Consider the following 18,552-nt stretch of genomic DNA (forward strand, 5'->3'; position numbering starts at 1 on the left):
CTTACCGCTTTGCTCAGCAAGATTTCAGACTCATCTACAGCTCAAACTACCTCCATCGATCAAATTAATCATGGCTTTGAACAGCTGAACACGGCCACCCAATCAATTGCTGCGGTGGCCGAGGAAAGTGCAGCCTCTGCCGAAGAGTTATCCTCTCAGGCAAAGCTGCTGGATTCACTGCTCAATGAGTTTTCTCTCCCATAGAGGGGGGGCTATTTGGAGAATCGATTTTCCATTACACATGTTTCTTCCGTACAGGTACCGCACACTTCATTGGTAAGGGATGTATCTGTAAAATACTCACGGAGATTAGCAATGGTTGTTGCGGCAATGTTTGACAAGGCCTCTTCCGTGAGAAAGGCCTGATGGGATGTTATTATGACATTGTTAAAGCTTAATAATCGTGCCAGCTGATCATCGGGCATCACCTCAGAGGAGAGATCTTCAAAAAAGAAATCTCCCTCTTCCTCGTACACATCAAGCCCCGCATATCCAACCTGTCCCTCTTTTAATCCCTCAATAAGAGCGGCTGTATCAATAAGGGGCCCCCTGCTTGTATTTATGAGCATCACCCCTTTGCGCATCTTTTGTATTGATTTTGTGTTAATAAGATGGTGTGTTTCCGGGGTGAGGGGGCAGTGCAGAGATATCAGATCAGCCCTACGGTAGAGATCATCCAGGGAGGTGTAGGAGATGGCATGCTTGTGGGCAAAGTCCGTATCGGGATATTTGTCATAGGCAAGAACATCCATGCCCAAGCCCTTCAAAATACCGATCATGATGCGCCCAATTTTTCCAGTACCAATAACTCCGGCGGTTTTTCCATAAAAGTCAAACCCCACAAGTCCGGTTATGTTAAAATTATTGTCCCGTGTACGGTAGTATGCACGATGAACTTTTCTATTAAGACTCATCATTAGGGCCAGGGCATGTTCTGCCACTGCATAGGGGGAGTAGGCCGGCACCCGAACAACACGGATGTTTTTTTCGTGGGCATAGCAGATATCCACATTGTTGTAGCCCGCACATCTCATAGCCACCAGACGTATCTTGTTTGTATGGAGAATATCAATAACCGCCGTATCTATGGTGTCATTGACAAAGGCACACACGGCATCAAACCCTGCGGTAAGCCGTGCAGACTCTTCTGTCAGCTTTGTCTCAAAAAAGAAGAACTCAAACTCTTCAAATCCTTCGGCAGTGCTGAAAAAGGCTCGATCGTACTGTTTTGTATCAAAAAATGCGACTCTTTTTTTCATGGTAATCCCTTTCTGGATGCACCTCTTTACCGCAAGAGAATGGGTAATAGAAGTAGTATCAATGGAGTTACGGTAAGTGTAATAAGTCCTGTAAGAATAATTGCTAAGCTACTCATGGCACCCTCTGTTTCACCAAGCTCGATTGCCTTTGAGGTTCCTACGGCATGCGAGGCAGTTCCCAGGGCTGTACCCTTGGCAACGGGGTCAACAATCTTGAAGAGCGTAAAGGCAACAGGATAGAGAACTACTCCGAGAACCCCCGTGATAACAATTGAGAGCACGGTGATTGCTTCCATGGCTCCAAGAATGCGGCTCATTTCAATTCCCAAGGGCGTTGTTATGGACTTGGGAACCAGAGATTCTGCAATCTCCGTATCGAGACCAAGAAGGAGTGCTCCTCCGATAATGGAGACACAGGAAGTGATGACGCCGGCACAGATTCCTCCTATGATCGCCTTTCTATGAGCCTGTAACATCTTAATTTGCCGATAGAGTGGAATGGCCAGAATGGTCACGGTGAGAGGCAGGAATGCCACAAGTATTCCCGCTCCGTTCATATAGTGGTCAAGGGGAATGTTCTGTGTATGCAAGACAAGCCCTATCAGTATGAGACTCAAGGCTATGGGGTTGCAAAGCGGGTTTTTCCAACGAAGGTAGATTCTTCGGGTCAACACGTAGCATCCCACGGTAAGAAGCACCCCGAAAATTGGTGACGCACTCATTTTTCCTCCTGTGTCATAAGGGCCTGTACAACAGCTCCTGTTACACCCATAACCAAAATATTACTAATACTCAGGAGGAGTATAATTCTACCGATGCTTCCCGCAAGAGCCTCCGTGGAGTCGAGGATGTGTACTGCCGGTGGTATGAAGAACAGTGGTAGATGTCGTAATGCCAGGGGGACAATGGTTGGGAAATGCCGGAGCGTAAGCAGTCGTATTTGCAGAAGTAGAAAAAGAATTATCATGCTCAAAACGCTTGCAGGCATCGGGATGTACTGCTCAATAAGAAGAGAGACGCCGTATACTGCCGCTATAATACCGCCTTCACGCAGTAGGCCAATCATCAAAACCTCCTTGCTATGGTATAAGAAAATATATAATTTTTTCCCAAATGTATACTATTTAGGTATAGAATACGATAATCTACAATAATCTTGTATCATCCAAGACTGTGGGCACCCGCAAAAAGGCTGGTTTTCTTTGGGCATCTCGTGGCTTCGTGACGACCGTGGTAGAGCAAGAGAGCTGATTTCTCACTTTTCTAGTATCTCATTTCACTACTGTTTGCTGTGCCGTTTTGGGCGCGTCCCTTCGGGCCGGGTCCTGCCGGGGGTTCGCTTGACGCTCCGTGCCGAGGGCACACCTTCGGTCCCCTCTGCCCCCTCGCGCGATCACGGGCGGTTTCTTTTGGTTCCCGAAACTCCGTGAGATACTCAGCTACAGCTGTTATGGTTTCTTGGGGGCTTCTCCTGCGTGATGCCCTGAGCTGAGCTCCCGTGTTTTTTCCTATGAGATAAAAAAACTAAAAGCGGTGTGTTCTTTGAAAATTTTTGGAGGTCCGTGAGTTTTGCTCTCTGGGACATCTCCTGGAGAGGGTTGCCAGAAGAGCTGTCAGAATGATTACCCGTGCTTAAAAGGATTACGACTTGTTGCCCTTTTGGTGGTGTTATGTTTTTTCTAAGGGGTGGTAGAATGCTCACCTTAATTATGGATAGGTACGTTCTCTATATTTCCCCCAACGGCTTCTTCCTCATACCGGTACAATAGACTATTTTACTGTATTCCCATTTCCCGTTTTTACAGAGTGAATATTTTATTACTTCGTGGTAGGATGTTCACTTCTATGAAAAGGCATTCCCCCACACAGAAAGGATGATACATGACAATCTTCACAGAATCTTTTTGGATCGATCAATGGAATCAACTCAACGCCACCCGTTCCTCCCAACGTGGGTGGGCGAATGCCGCTGTATGGAATTCTATGGCAGAATCGTACGGATCGCGCGATGAATCATGGCGTAGAGCTCGCAAGAATGAAGTGCAGAAGCTTGTAGACCAAGGCATCATCTTTCCGGGGGCAAAAGTTCTCGACATCGGGTGTGGCCCCGGATCCCACGGTATTTTCTTTGCCGAAGCAGGGTGCGAAGTAGTCGCCGTGGACATCTCCGAAAAAATGATTGAGCGATTTGAAAGCGAAATACCAGCACATCTTACATCTCAGGTAGAGTGTCGTGTGTGTAACTGGCACGAGATGGATCCCGATCAGGAAAAATTTACTCGGGCCTTTGATCTGGTTTTTGCCAATATGACCCCCGCTATTGGCAGTGCAGATGACCTCATGCGTCTGATTCACTGTTCCAGAGGGTGGTGTCATTGGGCGGGCTGGGCAGGAGTCCGCCGTGATTTTCTCATGGAAGACATTCGGAGAGAACTCTCCATAGGAAATCAGGGGGCCTTTGAAGGAAATGCGCTTTACGTATTCAATCTATTAGTCTCGAAGGGGTACTTCCCGGATCTCTCCTTCACCGAGCGGAACTTCACCCGTGATGTTTCCGTAGAAAAAATGACGGAGCAAGCAGCAGCAATACTCTCTACGGAATCACATATACCCGCAGAGGAGCTTCGTCCCCGCATTGCAACCTATCTGCGATCCATCGCTTGTGACGGTGTTATCCAGCGAAAATCAATGGGGCGATCCGGCGCCATGCGTTGGGCAATCAACTAAGCATTTCCCCGTGAAGAGATGCATCCTCTTTTCACGGGGGATTTTTTTGGTGGCGTCGCTCAGTAGTACGTGGTAATGCCCATGGGGGGAAGAGTTACTCCGTCATGGGGCGAACAACTCTGAATCCACGAGCAGATGAGACTCTTGTTGGACCCACAAACCTTCTTCTACCTTTTCGAAGTTCCATTGCAGAAGATTCAAATGAACCGCCGCGACGTACCTTGCTAGAACCGCTTGATGGGCCGGGAGGGTTTTCCCGTGGGGAACTTTTGTAATAATCCTGATGATACCAGTCATTACACATTTCCCACACATTCCCCGCCATATCATAGAGTCCGAAATCATTTGGTTCTTTTGATCCCACCGGTGCAGGTCTGCCGTTACTGTTGGCCCAGTATACGGCATAGGTATCCACGATATGGGATGCGGAATCCTCTACTGGTGTTGTTGAATCACTGCTCCAGTAAAAGGCCTTTTCCTTTCCCGTGCCGGCGGCATATTCCCATTCTGCTTCCGTGGGAAGACGGTAGCCGTTTTTGGAAAAATCTGCCACCCACGAGGTATCATATACGGGGTCGTACCCCTCTTTTATGCTTAGGGCATTGCAGTATCGTACTGCATCATACCAGGAAATATTGGTTACGGGGAGTGTATCTCCTGTTACTTCCGAGGGGTTTTCTCCCATAACAGCAAAATACTCCCTTTGCGTTATGGGATATTTTCCTATGGAAAAGGACGACAACGAAATAGTGTGAGCAGGCCGTTCATCCCTGAGGTAAATAAAAAAATTGGTATCCGTACCCATTACATATTCTCCCCCCGAAAGCTCCACCATGGCGGGGACTGTGCGGGGTACAAAGGTGGCGGTGAGCTCTATGTCCTCCTCCAGAACAAAAATGACAGTATCCGTAACATCGGAGATCACGCCGTCCCACCGGGCAAACCAATACCCCGTATCGGCTTCATGGGTAAATTTCACGGTGTCGCCATGGTAATAGGCATCCTCTTCGGGGATCACCAGAATAGATCCATTCTCCGTAATAAGATCGAGGGTATACTCTTTTCGTGTAAATACCGCTTCGATTTCCATGGATGAATCCACCACAATAGTGATGGGGTTATCCTCTCCTTCAATATCCTGATCCCACTTTTTGAAGGCATAGCCTTCAACGGTCTCTTCAGCAGTAAGCTCCACGGTGTCACCCCTAGTATATGCCTGTTTATCGGGAATGCGGCTTACAGAACCATTTTCTGTGTGTATCTCAATGGTATACGTGGGTAGGCGGCGCCATTGTGCATGAAGGGTCAGGGCTGAATCGGGCATGCGTACAGTATCTCCGGGGGCAAAGGATGCTCCTGTTCCCTCTGAGACGGTATTCCAGCTTGAAAAAGAATACCCTTCGCGCCCCAGTTCATTCTCATTGTCTGCTATAATAACGGTTTCACCTGGCATATAGGTGTTTGAATCCACGGGAACCTCGCCGGAGGTATGGTCTTCACTATGATAGGTGACGGCAAAACGGGGGAGAGAATCAAATAGTGCAGTAAACGTCACATCTTCCGTAAGTATAACGGTACGTGGGTTCTCAGACTCTGCCGAAGTGTCCTTCCATTCTGTGAAGTAATATCCGCTGTCCGCGATTGCTTCCAGCTGCAAGGTATCGTTATAGAAATACTCTTCTTTTTCCGGGGTAATGTCAATTGTTCCATTCTCTGCAACAACATCTATGTCAATGCTCTGAGGAGAAAAATGTGCAATAATTGCCTTGTTGGCATCCATTGTAATGGTTTTTTGTGATTCAGTTCCTTCAACATCCCCTTCCCATTCTGAAAAAGTATAACCTTCAAAGGCTTTGGCTGTCAGTATGACACTTTCGTCAAGGGCATACTCCTCTTTTTCCGGGGGTAACATCAACTTCCCCGTATTTACTGACAACGCTCAGGGTGAAAGTTCGCTCATCTGTATTCGGACTCACGGTGTCATCACAAGAAAAAGAAATAAAAAATACAAGGATAAGTGTTGTTATGGTGTGTCTATTATGCATGAGATACTCCTCTATATTAAGAACTGTAGTGTAATGAAGTCGCTACAAAATAATTCAGTTATACGGGAAAGTCAAACTTGCAATGGTTACCCTTTAAGGGATCTAAACACGGACCTCTTTACTGTTGACATATCCAAAAGCGGGGGGATATATTACATACATACCTTACATTGTACGAGGACATTTGTGAAAATAGATGCGCAGCTCCTGAGAAACACCATCGATGCCATGGAGCATATCTTCTATATTACCGATACGCAGGGTATTATAGAGTATGTAAATCCCGCCTTTGAAACACAGACCGGCTATACGGCCGAAGAGGTCTTGGGTAAGAATGCCAGTATCATGCAAGGTGATACCATGCCTGTTGATTATTATGATCGTCTCTGGAAAACCATTTCCGCCGGCAAGCCGTGGAGTGAGGTGATTGTGAATCGCCGAAAAAACGGTGAGCTCTATTATGCCCAGCAGATCATCACCTCCGTGACTGACAACCGGGGAAATATCACAAAATTCAGCGCTATTCAACAGGATATTACTGAAAGGGAGCAACAGGATAGAGTCCTCAAAAAACTCACACGTGACTATGAGCAGATATTTAATAATACACAGGATGCCATATTTCTTATTGATGTGGATAGGGAGGAGAAATTTTATTTTCGCCGCCTGAATGCGACGCATGAGAAATTAACCGGAATGAAAACCCAGGATGTTGCGGGAAAAACTCCCGTGGAAGTCTTGGGTCAGGAACTTGGCGATGTGGTGGCGCAAAATTATACCCGCTGTGTGCAGGCAAAAGAAACCATTACTTACGAAGAAAAACTTGATCTTCCCGGTGGGGTGCGCTTTTGGCAGACGCGCCTTACTCCGGTTATTGAGAAGGGTCGTGTTGTACAGATTGTCGGTGTTGCACGTGATATCACCCGGCGCCATGAACTTGCGCAGGAGATAGATATTCTCTTTCGGGTTTCCCCGGATATGTTCTGTGTTGCTTCCTTTGACGGACGATTTCTTGAGATCAGTCCGGCATGGCAGACCAATACGGGATGGGGGACAGATGAATTACAGAATCAAGAATATCTTGAGTATATTCATCCCGATGACCGCGATGCAACAATGAACGCAATGGATTTACTTTCCAAGGGAGAGGTTATTTCCTCCTTTGATACCCGATTTCGCTGTAAAAACGGCTCTTGGCTCTGGATTTCATGGACATCATATCCTCTGACAGAAGACGAAAAAGTGTATGCTGTTGCACGGAATGTACAAAAGCGTAAGGAGATGGAAGCTCAACTCGTCTATCTTTCCACACGTGATCCCCTTTTGGGTATTTATAATCGTGCCAAGGGAATGGATCTGCTTATGGAGCAGTGTGCTCGTAGCAGCAGGTATGATCGCCCCTTTAGTCTCATCATGGCTGATATTGATCATTTTAAGCGGATCAACGATACACATGGCCATGCAGCTGGAGATGCGGTCTTGCGGCATTTTTGTCGTATGGTTGATACGTGTATACGTCAGACCGATTTCTTTTGTCGGTGGGGCGGTGAGGAATTTCTCATTCTCTGTACCGAAACAGATGAAGCGGGTGCTGCCCGTTTGGCAGAGCGTATTCGAAGCACGGTGGAGAGTATGCCCAGTGATGAAAGTGAGGCGGTAACCGTAAGTTTTGGCGTTGCTCAACAGCGGGGGGACGAAGATGTAGAGGGGTTGTTGCGGGTGGTCGATGCATGCCTCTATGATGCAAAAAAGCAGGGGCGAAATTCTGTTGTGCGCCGCAGTTGAATAAAGATACATCCAAAAGTATTACATAGTGTATATTCTTACTATACCTTCTCCCGGGAGATGTCATGATACCCTTTTCACTCAAGACAGACCACGGCACCGTTCTTACCCCTGATGATCTGCAGGGCAGGTATACGATCCTCTATTTTTATCCCCGGGATAACACGCCGGGATGCACCCTGGAGGGGCAGGAGTTTTCCGCCCTGAAGGAGGAGTTCTCCCGCCTTGAAACTGATGTATATGGAGTTTCCGCTGACTCCGTGGAAAAACACTGCTCATTTATTGAAAAACAAGGCCTTACCATCCCCCTCATAAGCGACCCGGAAAAGGAGCTGATTTCAGCCTTTGGAGCATGGAAGAAAAAGAATATGTTTGGACGGGAATATATGGGGATTGTCCGCACAACCGTGATGCTTTCTCCTGAAAATAAGGAAATTAAACGGTGGGATAGGGTGAAAGCCCGCGGTCATGCTGAGAAGGTCTTGGCGTATCTTAAGGAATTATCACAATAAGGTAAGAGGTATATGAAACAGGTAAAAGAAAATCTCTATTGGGTGGGAGCGCTGCACCCTGATCTTCGTGTCTTTGATGTCATAATGCACACAAAATACGGAACAAGTTATAACGCCTTTATTTTAAAAACCAATGCGGGAAATGTCCTCTTTGAAACGGTGAAGGTGAAGTTTTTTGATGACTTCCTCAAAAAAATAGAAGAGGTATGTCCCGTGGAATCCATCTCCCATATTGTGGTGGATCACACGGAACCCGACCATGTTGGCAGCCTTGAAAAGCTTCTTGATCTGGCCCCTCAGGCACAGGTGGTGGGATCTGCCGTGGCCCTGAATTTTCTCCGGGATATCTGCAACCGCCCCATTCCGGGAATTGCCGTGGATCATAATGCCACCCTTGACATTGGCGGGGAACGGCTACGCTTTCTTTCCGTACCCTTTCTCCACTGGCCCGATTCCATATACACTTATCTGGAAAAGAATAAGACCCTTATCACCTGTGATTCCTTTGGCTGTCACTACTCCGATGAGCGGGTGTTTAACGATACAATAGACGGAGATTTCTACCCCGCCTACAAATACTATTTTGATATGATTATGGGGCCCTTTAAAAAACATGTGCGCTATGCCCTGGAGCAGATTGAGCCCCTCGATTTTGATACCATCTGCCCCGGCCATGGACCGGTGCTTCGTACAGATCTTGACTACTATATAGATCTCTATCGTAAATGGAGCCAAGAGGAGGAGATCCCCCTTCCCGAAAAACCACAGGTGGTGAATGCCTTTGTTTCCGCCTACGGCTACACCGAAGAGCTTGCCCGTCATATCAACAGTGGTATTGCTGAAGTGGTGGATGCGGATATCCACACCTATGATATGGTGCATGCCGATGCACAGGAGGTACAGAAAAAAATCGATACAGCCCAGGGGTTGCTCCTTGGTTCCTGTACCATAAATGGCGATGCCCTGCCGCCGGTGATGGATCTTGCCATGGGCCTCAACGGCATTGCCCACGGGGGAAAGGTGGCGGCAGCCTACGGCTCGTACGGATGGAGCGGTGAAGGCCCTGAAGTATTGAATTACCGTTTGCGCACGCAACGAATGAACACCCTTGAGCCCCCCCTTCGGGTAAAATTTAAACCCTCACAGGATGATACAGAGAAAGCCGTGGATTTTGGTCGGCGATTTGGAAAAAAAATACAAAAGGAGTGGGAACAGATGGGACGAACCGGTTCTGATGGGAAGACATTTTGGAAGTGTACTGTCTGCGGAGAGGTCTTTGAAGGAGCCCTTCCGCCAACAACGTGCCCTGTTTGCGGGGTTGGCTCTGAGGCCTTTGTGGAACATGCTCAGGATGTGGTGACCTACTCCGATGACCGTCCGCAGAAGATGGTGATTGTTGGTAGCGGTGCCGCGGCCATTTCTGCTGCTGAGGCTATTCGCGCACGTAACAGTGCCGCAGAGATCCACCTCTATACGGCGGAGGATATTCTCCCCTATTACCGTCCGGTCTTAACGGATATGCTCTCCCGTTCCGTGGAGGATGAGGAGTTTTTCCTTCATCCCGAGCATTACTATGCTGAAAAAATATTACCCTCCATCTTTCAAGCCCCGTGGTATCCATTGCAGAGGCAAAAAAAGGAGATTATCCTTGAAAGCGGAGCGGCTGTCTCCTACGATAAACTCCTTCTTGCCACCGGGGCGGATCCCTTTGTGCCTCCGGTGAAGGGGCGGGATCTTGCGGGAGTTCATACGATTCGCTCCCGCAGGGATATTACGCGTCTTCAGGAGCGCTTTGCTGCTCCCGGAAACAGAAAAATTCTCGTTGTGGGGGGGGGGCTCCTTGGTCTGGAAACAGCCTGCGGTCTTGCCCAAAACGGCGCAGAGGTTCTGGTGGTGGATACGGCGCCCCGTATTTTGCCCCGTCAAACCGACGGTCCCGGGGCGGAGTTTCTCATGGATCTGGTGAAAGAGAGCAGCATAGAAATTATCACCGATACGGTGGTGCAGGAGATTTACGGTCATGAAAACCGCGTGGAGGGAGTGATCCTTGCAACGGGAGAAAATATACAGACAGATCTGGTGGTGGTGTCTGCGGGTCTCAAGCCTTCGGTGGATCTGGCAGAGGGAACAGCAATCAGTACGGGACGTGCCATTGAAGTAAACGATCGTATGGAAACCGGTGCACGGGATATTTATGCCGCCGGTGATTGCGCCATCTTCAATGAATGTTATTACGGTATCTGGGAGCCTGCCCTGGAACAGGGGCGGGTGGCCGGTGCAAATATGGCCGGTGATGAAAAGCGCTTTGCCGGGAAAAAATATCCCGCCACCCTTCATGCCTTCGGTACCTCCCTTTTTGCCCTGGGGGATATACACCTGTCTCCTCAGGATAAGGATGTTACAATAATACGTCGCCGTGATGATCTGAAAAAGGCTTTGGTGACCTATTATTTTCAAAAAAACCGCCTGTGCGGCGCACTTTTTATTGGCGATCTCTCAAAATCGGCTCCGGTTATTACCGGGGTGAATGAAAAAATCACCTATGAGGATGCTTTGGACGAAAAAATGTTGTGAGGCTGCCTATGCAGATAATAAAACGTGATCAGCGGGAAACATCCGTTGACATACAGGAAATACGGAAGGCCCTTGAGTGGGCCTGTGCGGGACTCGATGTCTCGTATCTGGAATTGGAAAGTCATAGTACGGCCCTCTATGGGGGGCAGGATCGGGTGAGTACACGGGATATTCAGTTGTCCCTTGTTGACGAAGCCCTGCATATGACCACCCCGCAGCGGCCGGAGTTTCGTATTGTGGCGGCCCGGCTTCTCCTTATGGAGATATATAAGGAAGCTGCGTACAACCGGGGGTATACGGAGTTTGGCTACGGTGATTATCTCACCTGTGTGCGTGAGGCCGTGCGGCGCAATCTCTACGATCCGGTTATTTTTGAATATTACACGGAGGCAGAGCTCTATGAAGCGGGAAAATTTCTTACCCCGGCCTATGATCTTGACTTTGATTATGCCGGTGCCCGTCTCTTAATAAACCGCTATCTTATTCGCGATCGGGAGGAGGTTTTTGAGCTTCCCCAGGAGATGTTTCTCACCATTGCCCTTTTTTGTGCGGCCAATGAAGAAAAAACGCATCGCCTCGACAGGGTACGGGAGTTTTATGAGGTTCTTGCGGCGCGTAAGATTTCCCTGGCAACGCCCATCCTTCTTAATCTTCGCCGGTGTGGGGGGAATCTTTCCAGCTGCTTTGTCGCGGCTGCTGATGACTCCCTTGATTCTATTTTCTATACGGTAAACACCATTGCCCGCATCTCCAAAAACGGTGGCGGGGTGGGGGTAAATATCAGTCGGATTCGCTCTGCCGGTGCAGAGATTAAGGGCACCCCCGGAGCTTCGGGTGGTGTTGTTCCCTGGATCCGCATTATGAATGATACGGCCGTAGCGGTAAATCAGATGGGCAAACGGGCCGGTGCATTGACCGTGGCCCTTGATGCGTGGCATCATGACCTTCCGGAGTTTCTGGAGCTGCAGACGGAGAACGGTGATCAGCGCAAAAAGGCCTATGATATTTTTCCCCAGGTTGTGGTGCCCGATCTTTTTATGGAGCGGGTGGAAGAACGGGGAGAGTGGACCCTCTTTGATCCCCACGAGGTGCGCCTTGCATACGGTGTGGAGATTGCTGAGTTGTGGGGAGATGAGTTTAAGAAATGGTATACAAAGCTGGAATCTGATACGTCTCTTTCTTTGACACGACGTGTTTCTGCCCGGGAGCTCTTTAAGCAGATAATGAAGTCTCAGGTGGAAACGGGAATGCCCTATCTCTTTTTTAAAGATACGGTAAATCGCATGAATCCCAATAAGCATGACGGTATTATTCCCAGTGGAAATCTCTGTCAGGAGTCTTTTTCCAATTTCCGGCCCTCTGCCATTGAAGAGCCCCATACCGAGGAGGGGAGCATTCGCCAGATCTCCCGGGAGGGACTTGTCCATACGTGCAACCTCGTCTCTCTCAACCTTGCGGAAATAGATGAATACGAATTACCTCAGATCTGTGCCCGGGCGGTGCGTATCCTTGACAACAGTATTGACATGACCTTTCCGCCCATTATGGAATCACGCCACCATAACGAACGGTATCGTACGATAGGGGTGGGGGCCATGGGACTGGCAGATCTTCTTGCAAAAAAGAAGATCCCCTTTGAAAAGGCAGCAGCCTTTGCCGATGCCTATTTTGAGAAAATTGCCTATTTCACCGTCTCTGCCAGTGCCGATCTTGCCCTTGAACGGGGGGCCTATCCGGCCTTTGCGGGCAGTGACTGGGAGCGGGGAATCTTTTTTGGACGGGATCGGGCGTGGTATGAAGCCAATAGTGACATTGCTTCTAAATGGCTGGAGCTCATGGACAAAATCAGCCGTGAGGGCATACGCAACAGTCAGCTCCTTGCTATAGCACCCAATACCTCAAGCTCTCTTTTGCAGGGGTGTACTGCCGGTGTATTACCGGTGTTTAGTAAATTTCATATTGACAAAAATGCCAATGGGGCTATTCCCCTTTGCCCCCCCTTTATTAAGGAGTCCTTTTGGTATTATAAGGAAAATAAGCATATTGATCAGCGTGAGGTGGTGCGTCTCATGGGGGCCATACAGAAATGGATAGACCAGGGGATCAGCATGGAGCTTTTGTATAATCTCAATACGCCCATTACGGCACGGGATATTTATGAGGTTCTTATGACTGCATGGAAAGAGGGGGTGAAAACAGTGTACTACACGCGAACCCTCCAGAAAAACAGCAATATTTCCGAAAAAGCCGAGTGTGAATCCTGCGCAAATTAAGGAGCAGAAATGAAGAAAATGTATACGAAAAAACTCTTTAATCCTGCCGGGGTGGACACCCTTGATACCCGGCGGATTATCGAAGGGAACACCACCAATCTTTTTAACCTCAACAACGTGAAATATGACTGGGCAAGCAAGCTCTATCGTACCATGATGGAAAATTTCTGGATACCGGAAAAGGTGGATCTCACCACGGATATTCAGGATTATAAAAAGCTTACCGATCCGGAGAGAAAGGCCTATGATGGCATTCTCTCCTTTCTTGTGTTTCTTGATTCTGTGCAGACCAATAATGTACCAAAAATATCGGAGTATATCACGGCGCCGGAGATCAATCTTGTCTTGGCGATTCAAACCTATCAGGAGGCGATTCACTCGCAGAGTTATGCCTACTCCATAGAGACTGTCATAGAAAAGGACCGCCGCGATGCCATTTATGAATTCTGGCGGGACGATTCTGTTCTCTTTGACCGGATCAGTTTTATAGCCGATTCCTATCAAAAGTTTCATGATGCCCAGAGCAGGACAAATTTTGCCACGGCACTTATTGCGGATTATCTCCTTGAGGCGGTCTATTTTTATAACGGCTTTAATTTCTTCTATCTTTTGGCAAGTCGTAATCTCATGCCGGGAACAGCCGATATTATCCGCTATATCAATCGTGATGAACTAACCCACGTGGTACTCTTTCTCTATGTTATCCGGGGGATTCGTGAGGAGCAGCCTGATATGATTCCCGATGATCTCATTTACTCCATGTTTGAAACGGCGGTGACCCAGGAGATTGAGTGGACAAACCATATTATTGGCGATGATGTGTTGGGGGTTACCCGTGAGAGCACCGACTCCTACACAAAATTTATTGCCAATAAGCGCTTAAAATCCCTTGGTCTGGAACCACTCTATCCCGGATTTGAGACCAACCCCTATGAACACCTGGAGCGTATTGCCGATACGGAGGGGGCCGGTGATGTGAAGGCCAATTTCTTTGAAAGCACCGTCACCAGCTACAATCAATCCAGTGCCGTTGAAGGGTGGGATGAGTTGTAAGATCGGAGTATGAGTTTTTTGTAGGTTTCTTTCTCTTTTCTGTGTGGAAGAGAAAAGAGGTCGTGCACGAATATATACACAGTCGCGCATGTATTTGTATTGACACGGGGTTACACCAAACCGTTTTTTTGGAGTCTGAAACGGATCATCAAAGACAGCATGAATTTTTTTTGTAGACAGCATGGCACCTTCATAGAATACTGAAAAGAGATCTAACCAAGGAGGATCTATGATGAGTATACTACGGGTTGTTACAGTGTTGTGCGTCTTTTGGGTAGGTACAGCAGTATCCTACAGTTGGGAAGTGGTGCATCAGGATGAGGGACGCCACGAGTTCTACTCAGTGGCCTTTGGGAATGGTCGCTATATTGCATGTGGTACATCGGGGTTTGCTGTTACATCAGAAGATGGCAGTGTTTGGTCAGAAACTGATCTTTTCCCAGAGGACTGGGACAGACTCAAAGGAACCCTGAAGGCTATTCGGTGGAATGGGGAACGGTTTGTCGCAGTTGGCTCATGGGGAACAGTGCTCACATCTTCAGAGGGTGATACCTGGGAGAGTTATCAGGATTCTATCGGAAACACTTCTATAGCATTTGAAGATGTCACCTTTGGCAATGATATGTGGGTTGCCGTGGGATGGTCCGGTTCTGCTGAAGGAGGGCATCATATCTTTACGTCCTCTGATGGTATGTCCTGGGAAGAGCAGGAAAGTCCTGTAACAGAGGCATTCCATCGTCTGTATGGAGTATATTGGGATTCAGTGCTGAATATCTTTATTGCCGTGGGAAATAATGTCTGTATCCTTACTTCAGATAACGGGATAGACTGGTATGAGCAGGAGTCTCCCATAGAAGAATCTAACTACCGGACTGTGGTGCGGTATGGTGAAATGCTTGTTATCGGGGGAAGCCATGATGATATGTGGGCATATGCTGCTATTATTACGTCACTGGATGGTCTTGAATGGGAGCAGCAGGAGGTACCCCTCAATGATATGGGATTCAGTTCAAGCGTGTATGAGTTGGTTGTGGGGGAAGATGCTCTATTGGGGTTTTCGCGATTTTTTTATTCCAGTGATGATGGGATAGAATGGGAAATCAGCCGAGAAACAGAAGAGTATGCATTTCTCAATGCAGGACTGTATAGAGATAGTGTATATATTGGTGTTGGAAGTGATTTGACAATTTTACGGGCAGAAATTCGTGAAACAGCCCTTATTGACGAACCTGCGAGAGATGTTAATGCCTTCCGGCCATATGTATTTGCAGATGGCCTTCATAATTTGCGTCTTCCACGGGGCTCCCATCACGTACAGTTGTTTACCCTCAAGGGTGAGTTAGTGTGGCGAGAATCTGTTTGGGCAGAACATGCCAATGAGATGGTTCCTCTTTCTCTACCTCGCTCTATAACAGATGTAGGTCGTATGTATATAATGCGGGTTATACATGGGGATGAGACACTATTCCAGGATCGTATTCGTTTTTAGAATAGGGGCTGCTCCCATAGTTTTTAATGCGCTCCTGGGAGGCGCGTTTTATTACACACATAAGCCTATGAACGCCACCGTTTAAACGGTGGCGTTCACTATGTTTGATACTTTATTTACAATGTTTTAGAAAGATATTTCCTCAGTCTCAACTTCCTCGGTCTCAACTTCCTCGGTCTCAACTTCCTCGGTCTCAACTTCCTCGGTATCAACTTCCTCAGTGTCAACTTCCTCAGTGTCAACTTCCTCAGTGTCAACTTCCTCAGTGTCAACTTCCTCAGTGTCAACTTCCTCAGTCTCAATATCCTCAGTCTCAACATCCTCAGTCTCAACATCCTCAGTCTCAACATCCTCAGTGTCAATATCCTCGGTGTCAATATCCTCGGTGTCAATATCCTCGGTGTCAATATCCTCGGTGTCAATATCCTCGGTGTCAATATCCTCGGTGTCAATATCCTCGGTGTCAATATCCACGGTGTCAATATCCACGGTGTCAATATCCACGGTGTCAATATCCACGGTGTCAATATCCACGGTGTCAATATCCACGGTGTCAATGTCTGCTATTTGTGAGGCAGAGAATGACTCAAGAGAAAGATCAAGGGGGATTCGGCCATGAAGTAAAACCTTGTTAAAGGCTGATTTTGGGATGGTTCGTATATCTTCACTGCCATTAGTTCGCTGTACCTTGAGCATAAGACTGTCATCATCCATTTGAAGAAACTTCGCTTGCCTCATAACCCCGTCGTTCATGTAGAAGTGAGAAAGTGGAGTTTCCGTAGTATCCTTCTGTATTTCAGTCGTTGTATCGGGTGTTTCAGAAATGACTTCTATTACTTCTTTTGAGGGTACGGAGTCTTGTGACGGATAGGTGTTGAGGCTTAAATCAAGGGGGGGCTCCCCTTCAATAAGTACAAGGGTAAAAAGCTCCTTTGGAAAAAAACGTTGATATTGTGTGTTATCATACCCATGAATGAACACCTCAATAGTATCATTCTTCATTTGTACAAACTCTGCTTTTCGCATAACTCCATCAGGAGTATAAAATTCTGATAGGGTTTCAGATGAAGCTCCAACAGCCCCACCGCTGAGAACCAGTATCATAAACCATATAAATTTTGTTTGTATTTGTGTCATATGACAATATCCTTATATAATAAAAATAGTTATAACTGAAGACCATAAAAACCAAAACGGAGACCAGCTCCTACCCCTCTTCGTGGGGAAAGGAAGGGTGATCCGTACGCATCATAATGAGCACGTAAGGAAATTCTTTTCCTATCCATCAGACGTAATTCAAGACTTGATGCAAGGCGTTTTGTACCACCTATGTGAAGGCGGTATCCTGTCGACATAAGACCAAAGAGCATGTCATTCTCAGCTCCGATACTTATCTGGGGTACCGTATTTATTTGTGGAGTATTTGCAAGTCCTTGAAGGTATTCTGCAGAAACACGGATCTGACGGCTTAAAAAGTTTCCCCACCATTGACTATCCCATACCGTTTGAATAACACCGGCGTGAAGAAATGTTGAGGTTTGACGCCAAATTGCCCCATCGGCAGACAGGGTATCGTCGTCCTGCATGGGAAGTTTTCCCCCTTTTCTTCCTCCCATTGTTCTGAATCACGGTCTAAAAGGGATAAAAGAGTGTGGTTTTTCCCGCTTATGCTTGTTGACCCTCGGTAGATATTACTCCATCTTATTGCTCCAATATTGAAGATTCCTCCCGAAAAAAACACGTCCTCCACCATCTGTCTGAAAGGCAATGTCAAAGCTACCACCGAAACCGGTAAATGGCAGGGATAGATCTTCCGTATCAAAGGTGTAATTGCCGGTAAGTCCTGTGCCGGCAGTAATAATATCGGCAGTACCTTCCACAGAAAAGAAACGAGCATTATCGTCTATCATAACACGGGCTTTGTTTGTCGATATCTCTGTAAAAACATGCCCCATATGAAAATGTGCTTGAATTCCTCGGAATAATTTCGTATTGGAGTATCCCGTCATCTTATCGATAAAGGGTGGGCTCGTAACAGCAGTTCGCTTTGCACCGCTTATGGTAGAGACTGACTGTAAACGGAATGAAAAATCAGAAAAATCAAGGGTACTTCCAGGAGACATGGCACCAGTAAAAACAATACCAGGAAGAGAACCGGGGATACGTAGATGCATTGCTGTTTCATTCCGTATGCTCCAGTGTATATTTGGGCTTGAGTATGAGAGAGGCTCCCAGTGAAATCGACTGCGGATATCAAGATTACGTTTCAAGGCATTGTCTATTTTATCACTGGTTTCTTGAGGGTTTTCCCCCCGAATATTAAAGGTTTCTCGTATTGTTTCTGTGATTATTTGATCAAGAACATTAGGCTCCGTAATATCAGCATACTCCCTATATGGACGCATGGCAAGGGTATTGCTATAGGCGGAAGCTGATACATTACTTAGGAAATGAGTTTTTGAATATTCGTATTGACAGTCTTGAAAAGCAGCTGCTGGAGAAGGGTGTATAAGATTTCTGTGCTGCGGCGCACGGGTACCATGAAATAGCTGTGTCCTTTTCTGAGGAGATTGAGTAATTGTGTCCCACAGGGCAAAATCATGCGCATGAGAAGAGAGTAGTTCTATCTCATCCCAAAAGTCTAGTTCTTTCCGATATGTAAATAAAAGAGAGTCGGATAGAGTGACTTGTGAGAATGTATGATCCTGGGTTTTTGAAAAAGAAGAGACACTATCCCAAAAGGCAAAGGAGGAGTGGTACGACAAAAAAACCTGGCGTGCCTTTTCATCAATGCGATGTGCCAACGTAGGCGATGTACGAGATAAGGAGTCATGT

14 protein-coding genes and 1 pseudogene are annotated in these 18,552 nt (G+C 47.2%); 8 read left to right on the forward strand and 7 right to left on the reverse strand.

The genetic code is table 11. The features are described from left to right. Window positions 1-204 (forward strand): annotated as a pseudogene (locus tag CALK_RS10660) (methyl-accepting chemotaxis protein); the annotation flags it as partial. Window positions 205-212: 8 nt separating this feature from the next. On the opposite strand, the gene CALK_RS10665 reads toward CALK_RS10660, so the two are convergent. The 3 genes from CALK_RS10665 to CALK_RS10675 are packed head-to-tail and all read right to left on the reverse strand — an operon-like array spanning window position 213 to window position 2,325. Further along, a complete protein-coding gene (locus CALK_RS10665) occupies window positions 213-1,259 on the reverse strand; it encodes a 2-hydroxyacid dehydrogenase (RefSeq protein WP_022637675.1) in 1,047 nt (348 codons plus the stop codon). A gap of 26 nt (window positions 1,260-1,285) precedes the next feature. Then, a complete protein-coding gene (locus tag CALK_RS10670; RefSeq protein WP_022637676.1) occupies window positions 1,286-1,981 on the reverse strand; it encodes an LrgB family protein in 696 nt (231 codons plus the stop codon). Next, window positions 1,978-2,325, reverse strand: a complete 348-nt coding sequence (locus CALK_RS10675) for a CidA/LrgA family protein (RefSeq protein WP_022637677.1) — start codon at window positions 2,323-2,325, stop codon at window positions 1,978-1,980. Before CALK_RS10675 ends, CALK_RS10670 begins: the two co-directional genes overlap by 4 nt. 815 nt (window positions 2,326-3,140) lie before the next feature. On the opposite strand from CALK_RS10675, the gene CALK_RS10680 reads away from it, so the two are divergent. Then, window positions 3,141-3,986 carry a class I SAM-dependent methyltransferase gene (locus CALK_RS10680; RefSeq protein ID WP_022637678.1) on the forward strand — a complete coding sequence of 282 codons (846 nt, stop codon included), beginning with the start codon at window positions 3,141-3,143 and terminating at the stop codon, window positions 3,984-3,986. A 94-nt stretch (window positions 3,987-4,080) separates the two neighbouring features. Here the strand turns inward: CALK_RS10680 and CALK_RS12405 are convergent, their stop codons facing one another. Beyond that, entirely contained in the window at window positions 4,081-5,898 is a 1,818-nt protein-coding gene (locus CALK_RS12405; RefSeq protein ID WP_022637679.1) for an SUMF1/EgtB/PvdO family nonheme iron enzyme, read from the reverse strand. A gap of 319 nt (window positions 5,899-6,217) precedes the next feature. On the opposite strand from CALK_RS12405, the gene CALK_RS12410 reads away from it, so the two are divergent. The 6 genes from CALK_RS12410 to CALK_RS10715 all read left to right on the forward strand — a co-directional run bounded on the left by CALK_RS12410 (window position 6,218) and on the right by CALK_RS10715 (window position 15,717). Next, the gene (locus tag CALK_RS12410) at window positions 6,218-7,816 is read left to right on the forward strand and encodes a sensor domain-containing diguanylate cyclase (RefSeq protein ID WP_022637680.1); all 1,599 of its coding nucleotides are present in this window, start codon (window positions 6,218-6,220) and stop codon (window positions 7,814-7,816) included. 65 nt (window positions 7,817-7,881) lie between these two features. Further along, a complete protein-coding gene (locus CALK_RS10695; protein WP_022637681.1) occupies window positions 7,882-8,328 on the forward strand; it encodes a peroxiredoxin in 447 nt (148 codons plus the stop codon). 12 nt (window positions 8,329-8,340) lie between these two features. Continuing rightward, the gene (locus CALK_RS10700) at window positions 8,341-10,902 is read left to right on the forward strand and encodes an FAD-dependent oxidoreductase (RefSeq protein WP_022637682.1); all 2,562 of its coding nucleotides are present in this window, start codon (window positions 8,341-8,343) and stop codon (window positions 10,900-10,902) included. An 8-nt stretch (window positions 10,903-10,910) separates the two neighbouring features. Then, entirely contained in the window at window positions 10,911-13,175 is a 2,265-nt protein-coding gene (locus CALK_RS10705) for a ribonucleoside-diphosphate reductase subunit alpha (RefSeq protein ID WP_022637683.1), read from the forward strand. An 18-nt stretch (window positions 13,176-13,193) separates the two neighbouring features. Continuing rightward, complete coding sequence (locus CALK_RS10710; RefSeq protein WP_034637991.1) at window positions 13,194-14,228, forward strand: ribonucleotide-diphosphate reductase subunit beta; 1,035 nt, start codon at window positions 13,194-13,196, stop codon at window positions 14,226-14,228. 229 nt (window positions 14,229-14,457) lie between these two features. Next, complete coding sequence (locus tag CALK_RS10715) at window positions 14,458-15,717, forward strand: sialidase family protein (RefSeq protein WP_022637685.1); 1,260 nt, start codon at window positions 14,458-14,460, stop codon at window positions 15,715-15,717. A gap of 126 nt (window positions 15,718-15,843) precedes the next feature. Here the strand turns inward: CALK_RS10715 and CALK_RS12415 are convergent, their stop codons facing one another. The 3 genes from CALK_RS12415 to CALK_RS13070 form a co-directional block, all read right to left on the reverse strand. Next, a complete protein-coding gene (locus CALK_RS12415; protein ID WP_022637686.1) occupies window positions 15,844-16,854 on the reverse strand; it encodes a hypothetical protein in 1,011 nt (336 codons plus the stop codon). 29 nt (window positions 16,855-16,883) lie between these two features. Beyond that, complete coding sequence (locus tag CALK_RS10725; RefSeq protein ID WP_022637687.1) at window positions 16,884-17,303, reverse strand: hypothetical protein; 420 nt, start codon at window positions 17,301-17,303, stop codon at window positions 16,884-16,886. A gap of 105 nt (window positions 17,304-17,408) precedes the next feature. Further along, a partial coding sequence (locus CALK_RS13070; protein ID WP_162146738.1) for a hypothetical protein occupies window positions 17,409-18,552 on the reverse strand: 1,144 nt, incomplete at its 5' end.

The sequence above is a fragment of the Chitinivibrio alkaliphilus ACht1 genome (genome assembly GCF_000474745.1).
Classification (GTDB): Bacteria; Fibrobacterota; Chitinivibrionia; order Chitinivibrionales; family Chitinivibrionaceae; genus Chitinivibrio; species Chitinivibrio alkaliphilus.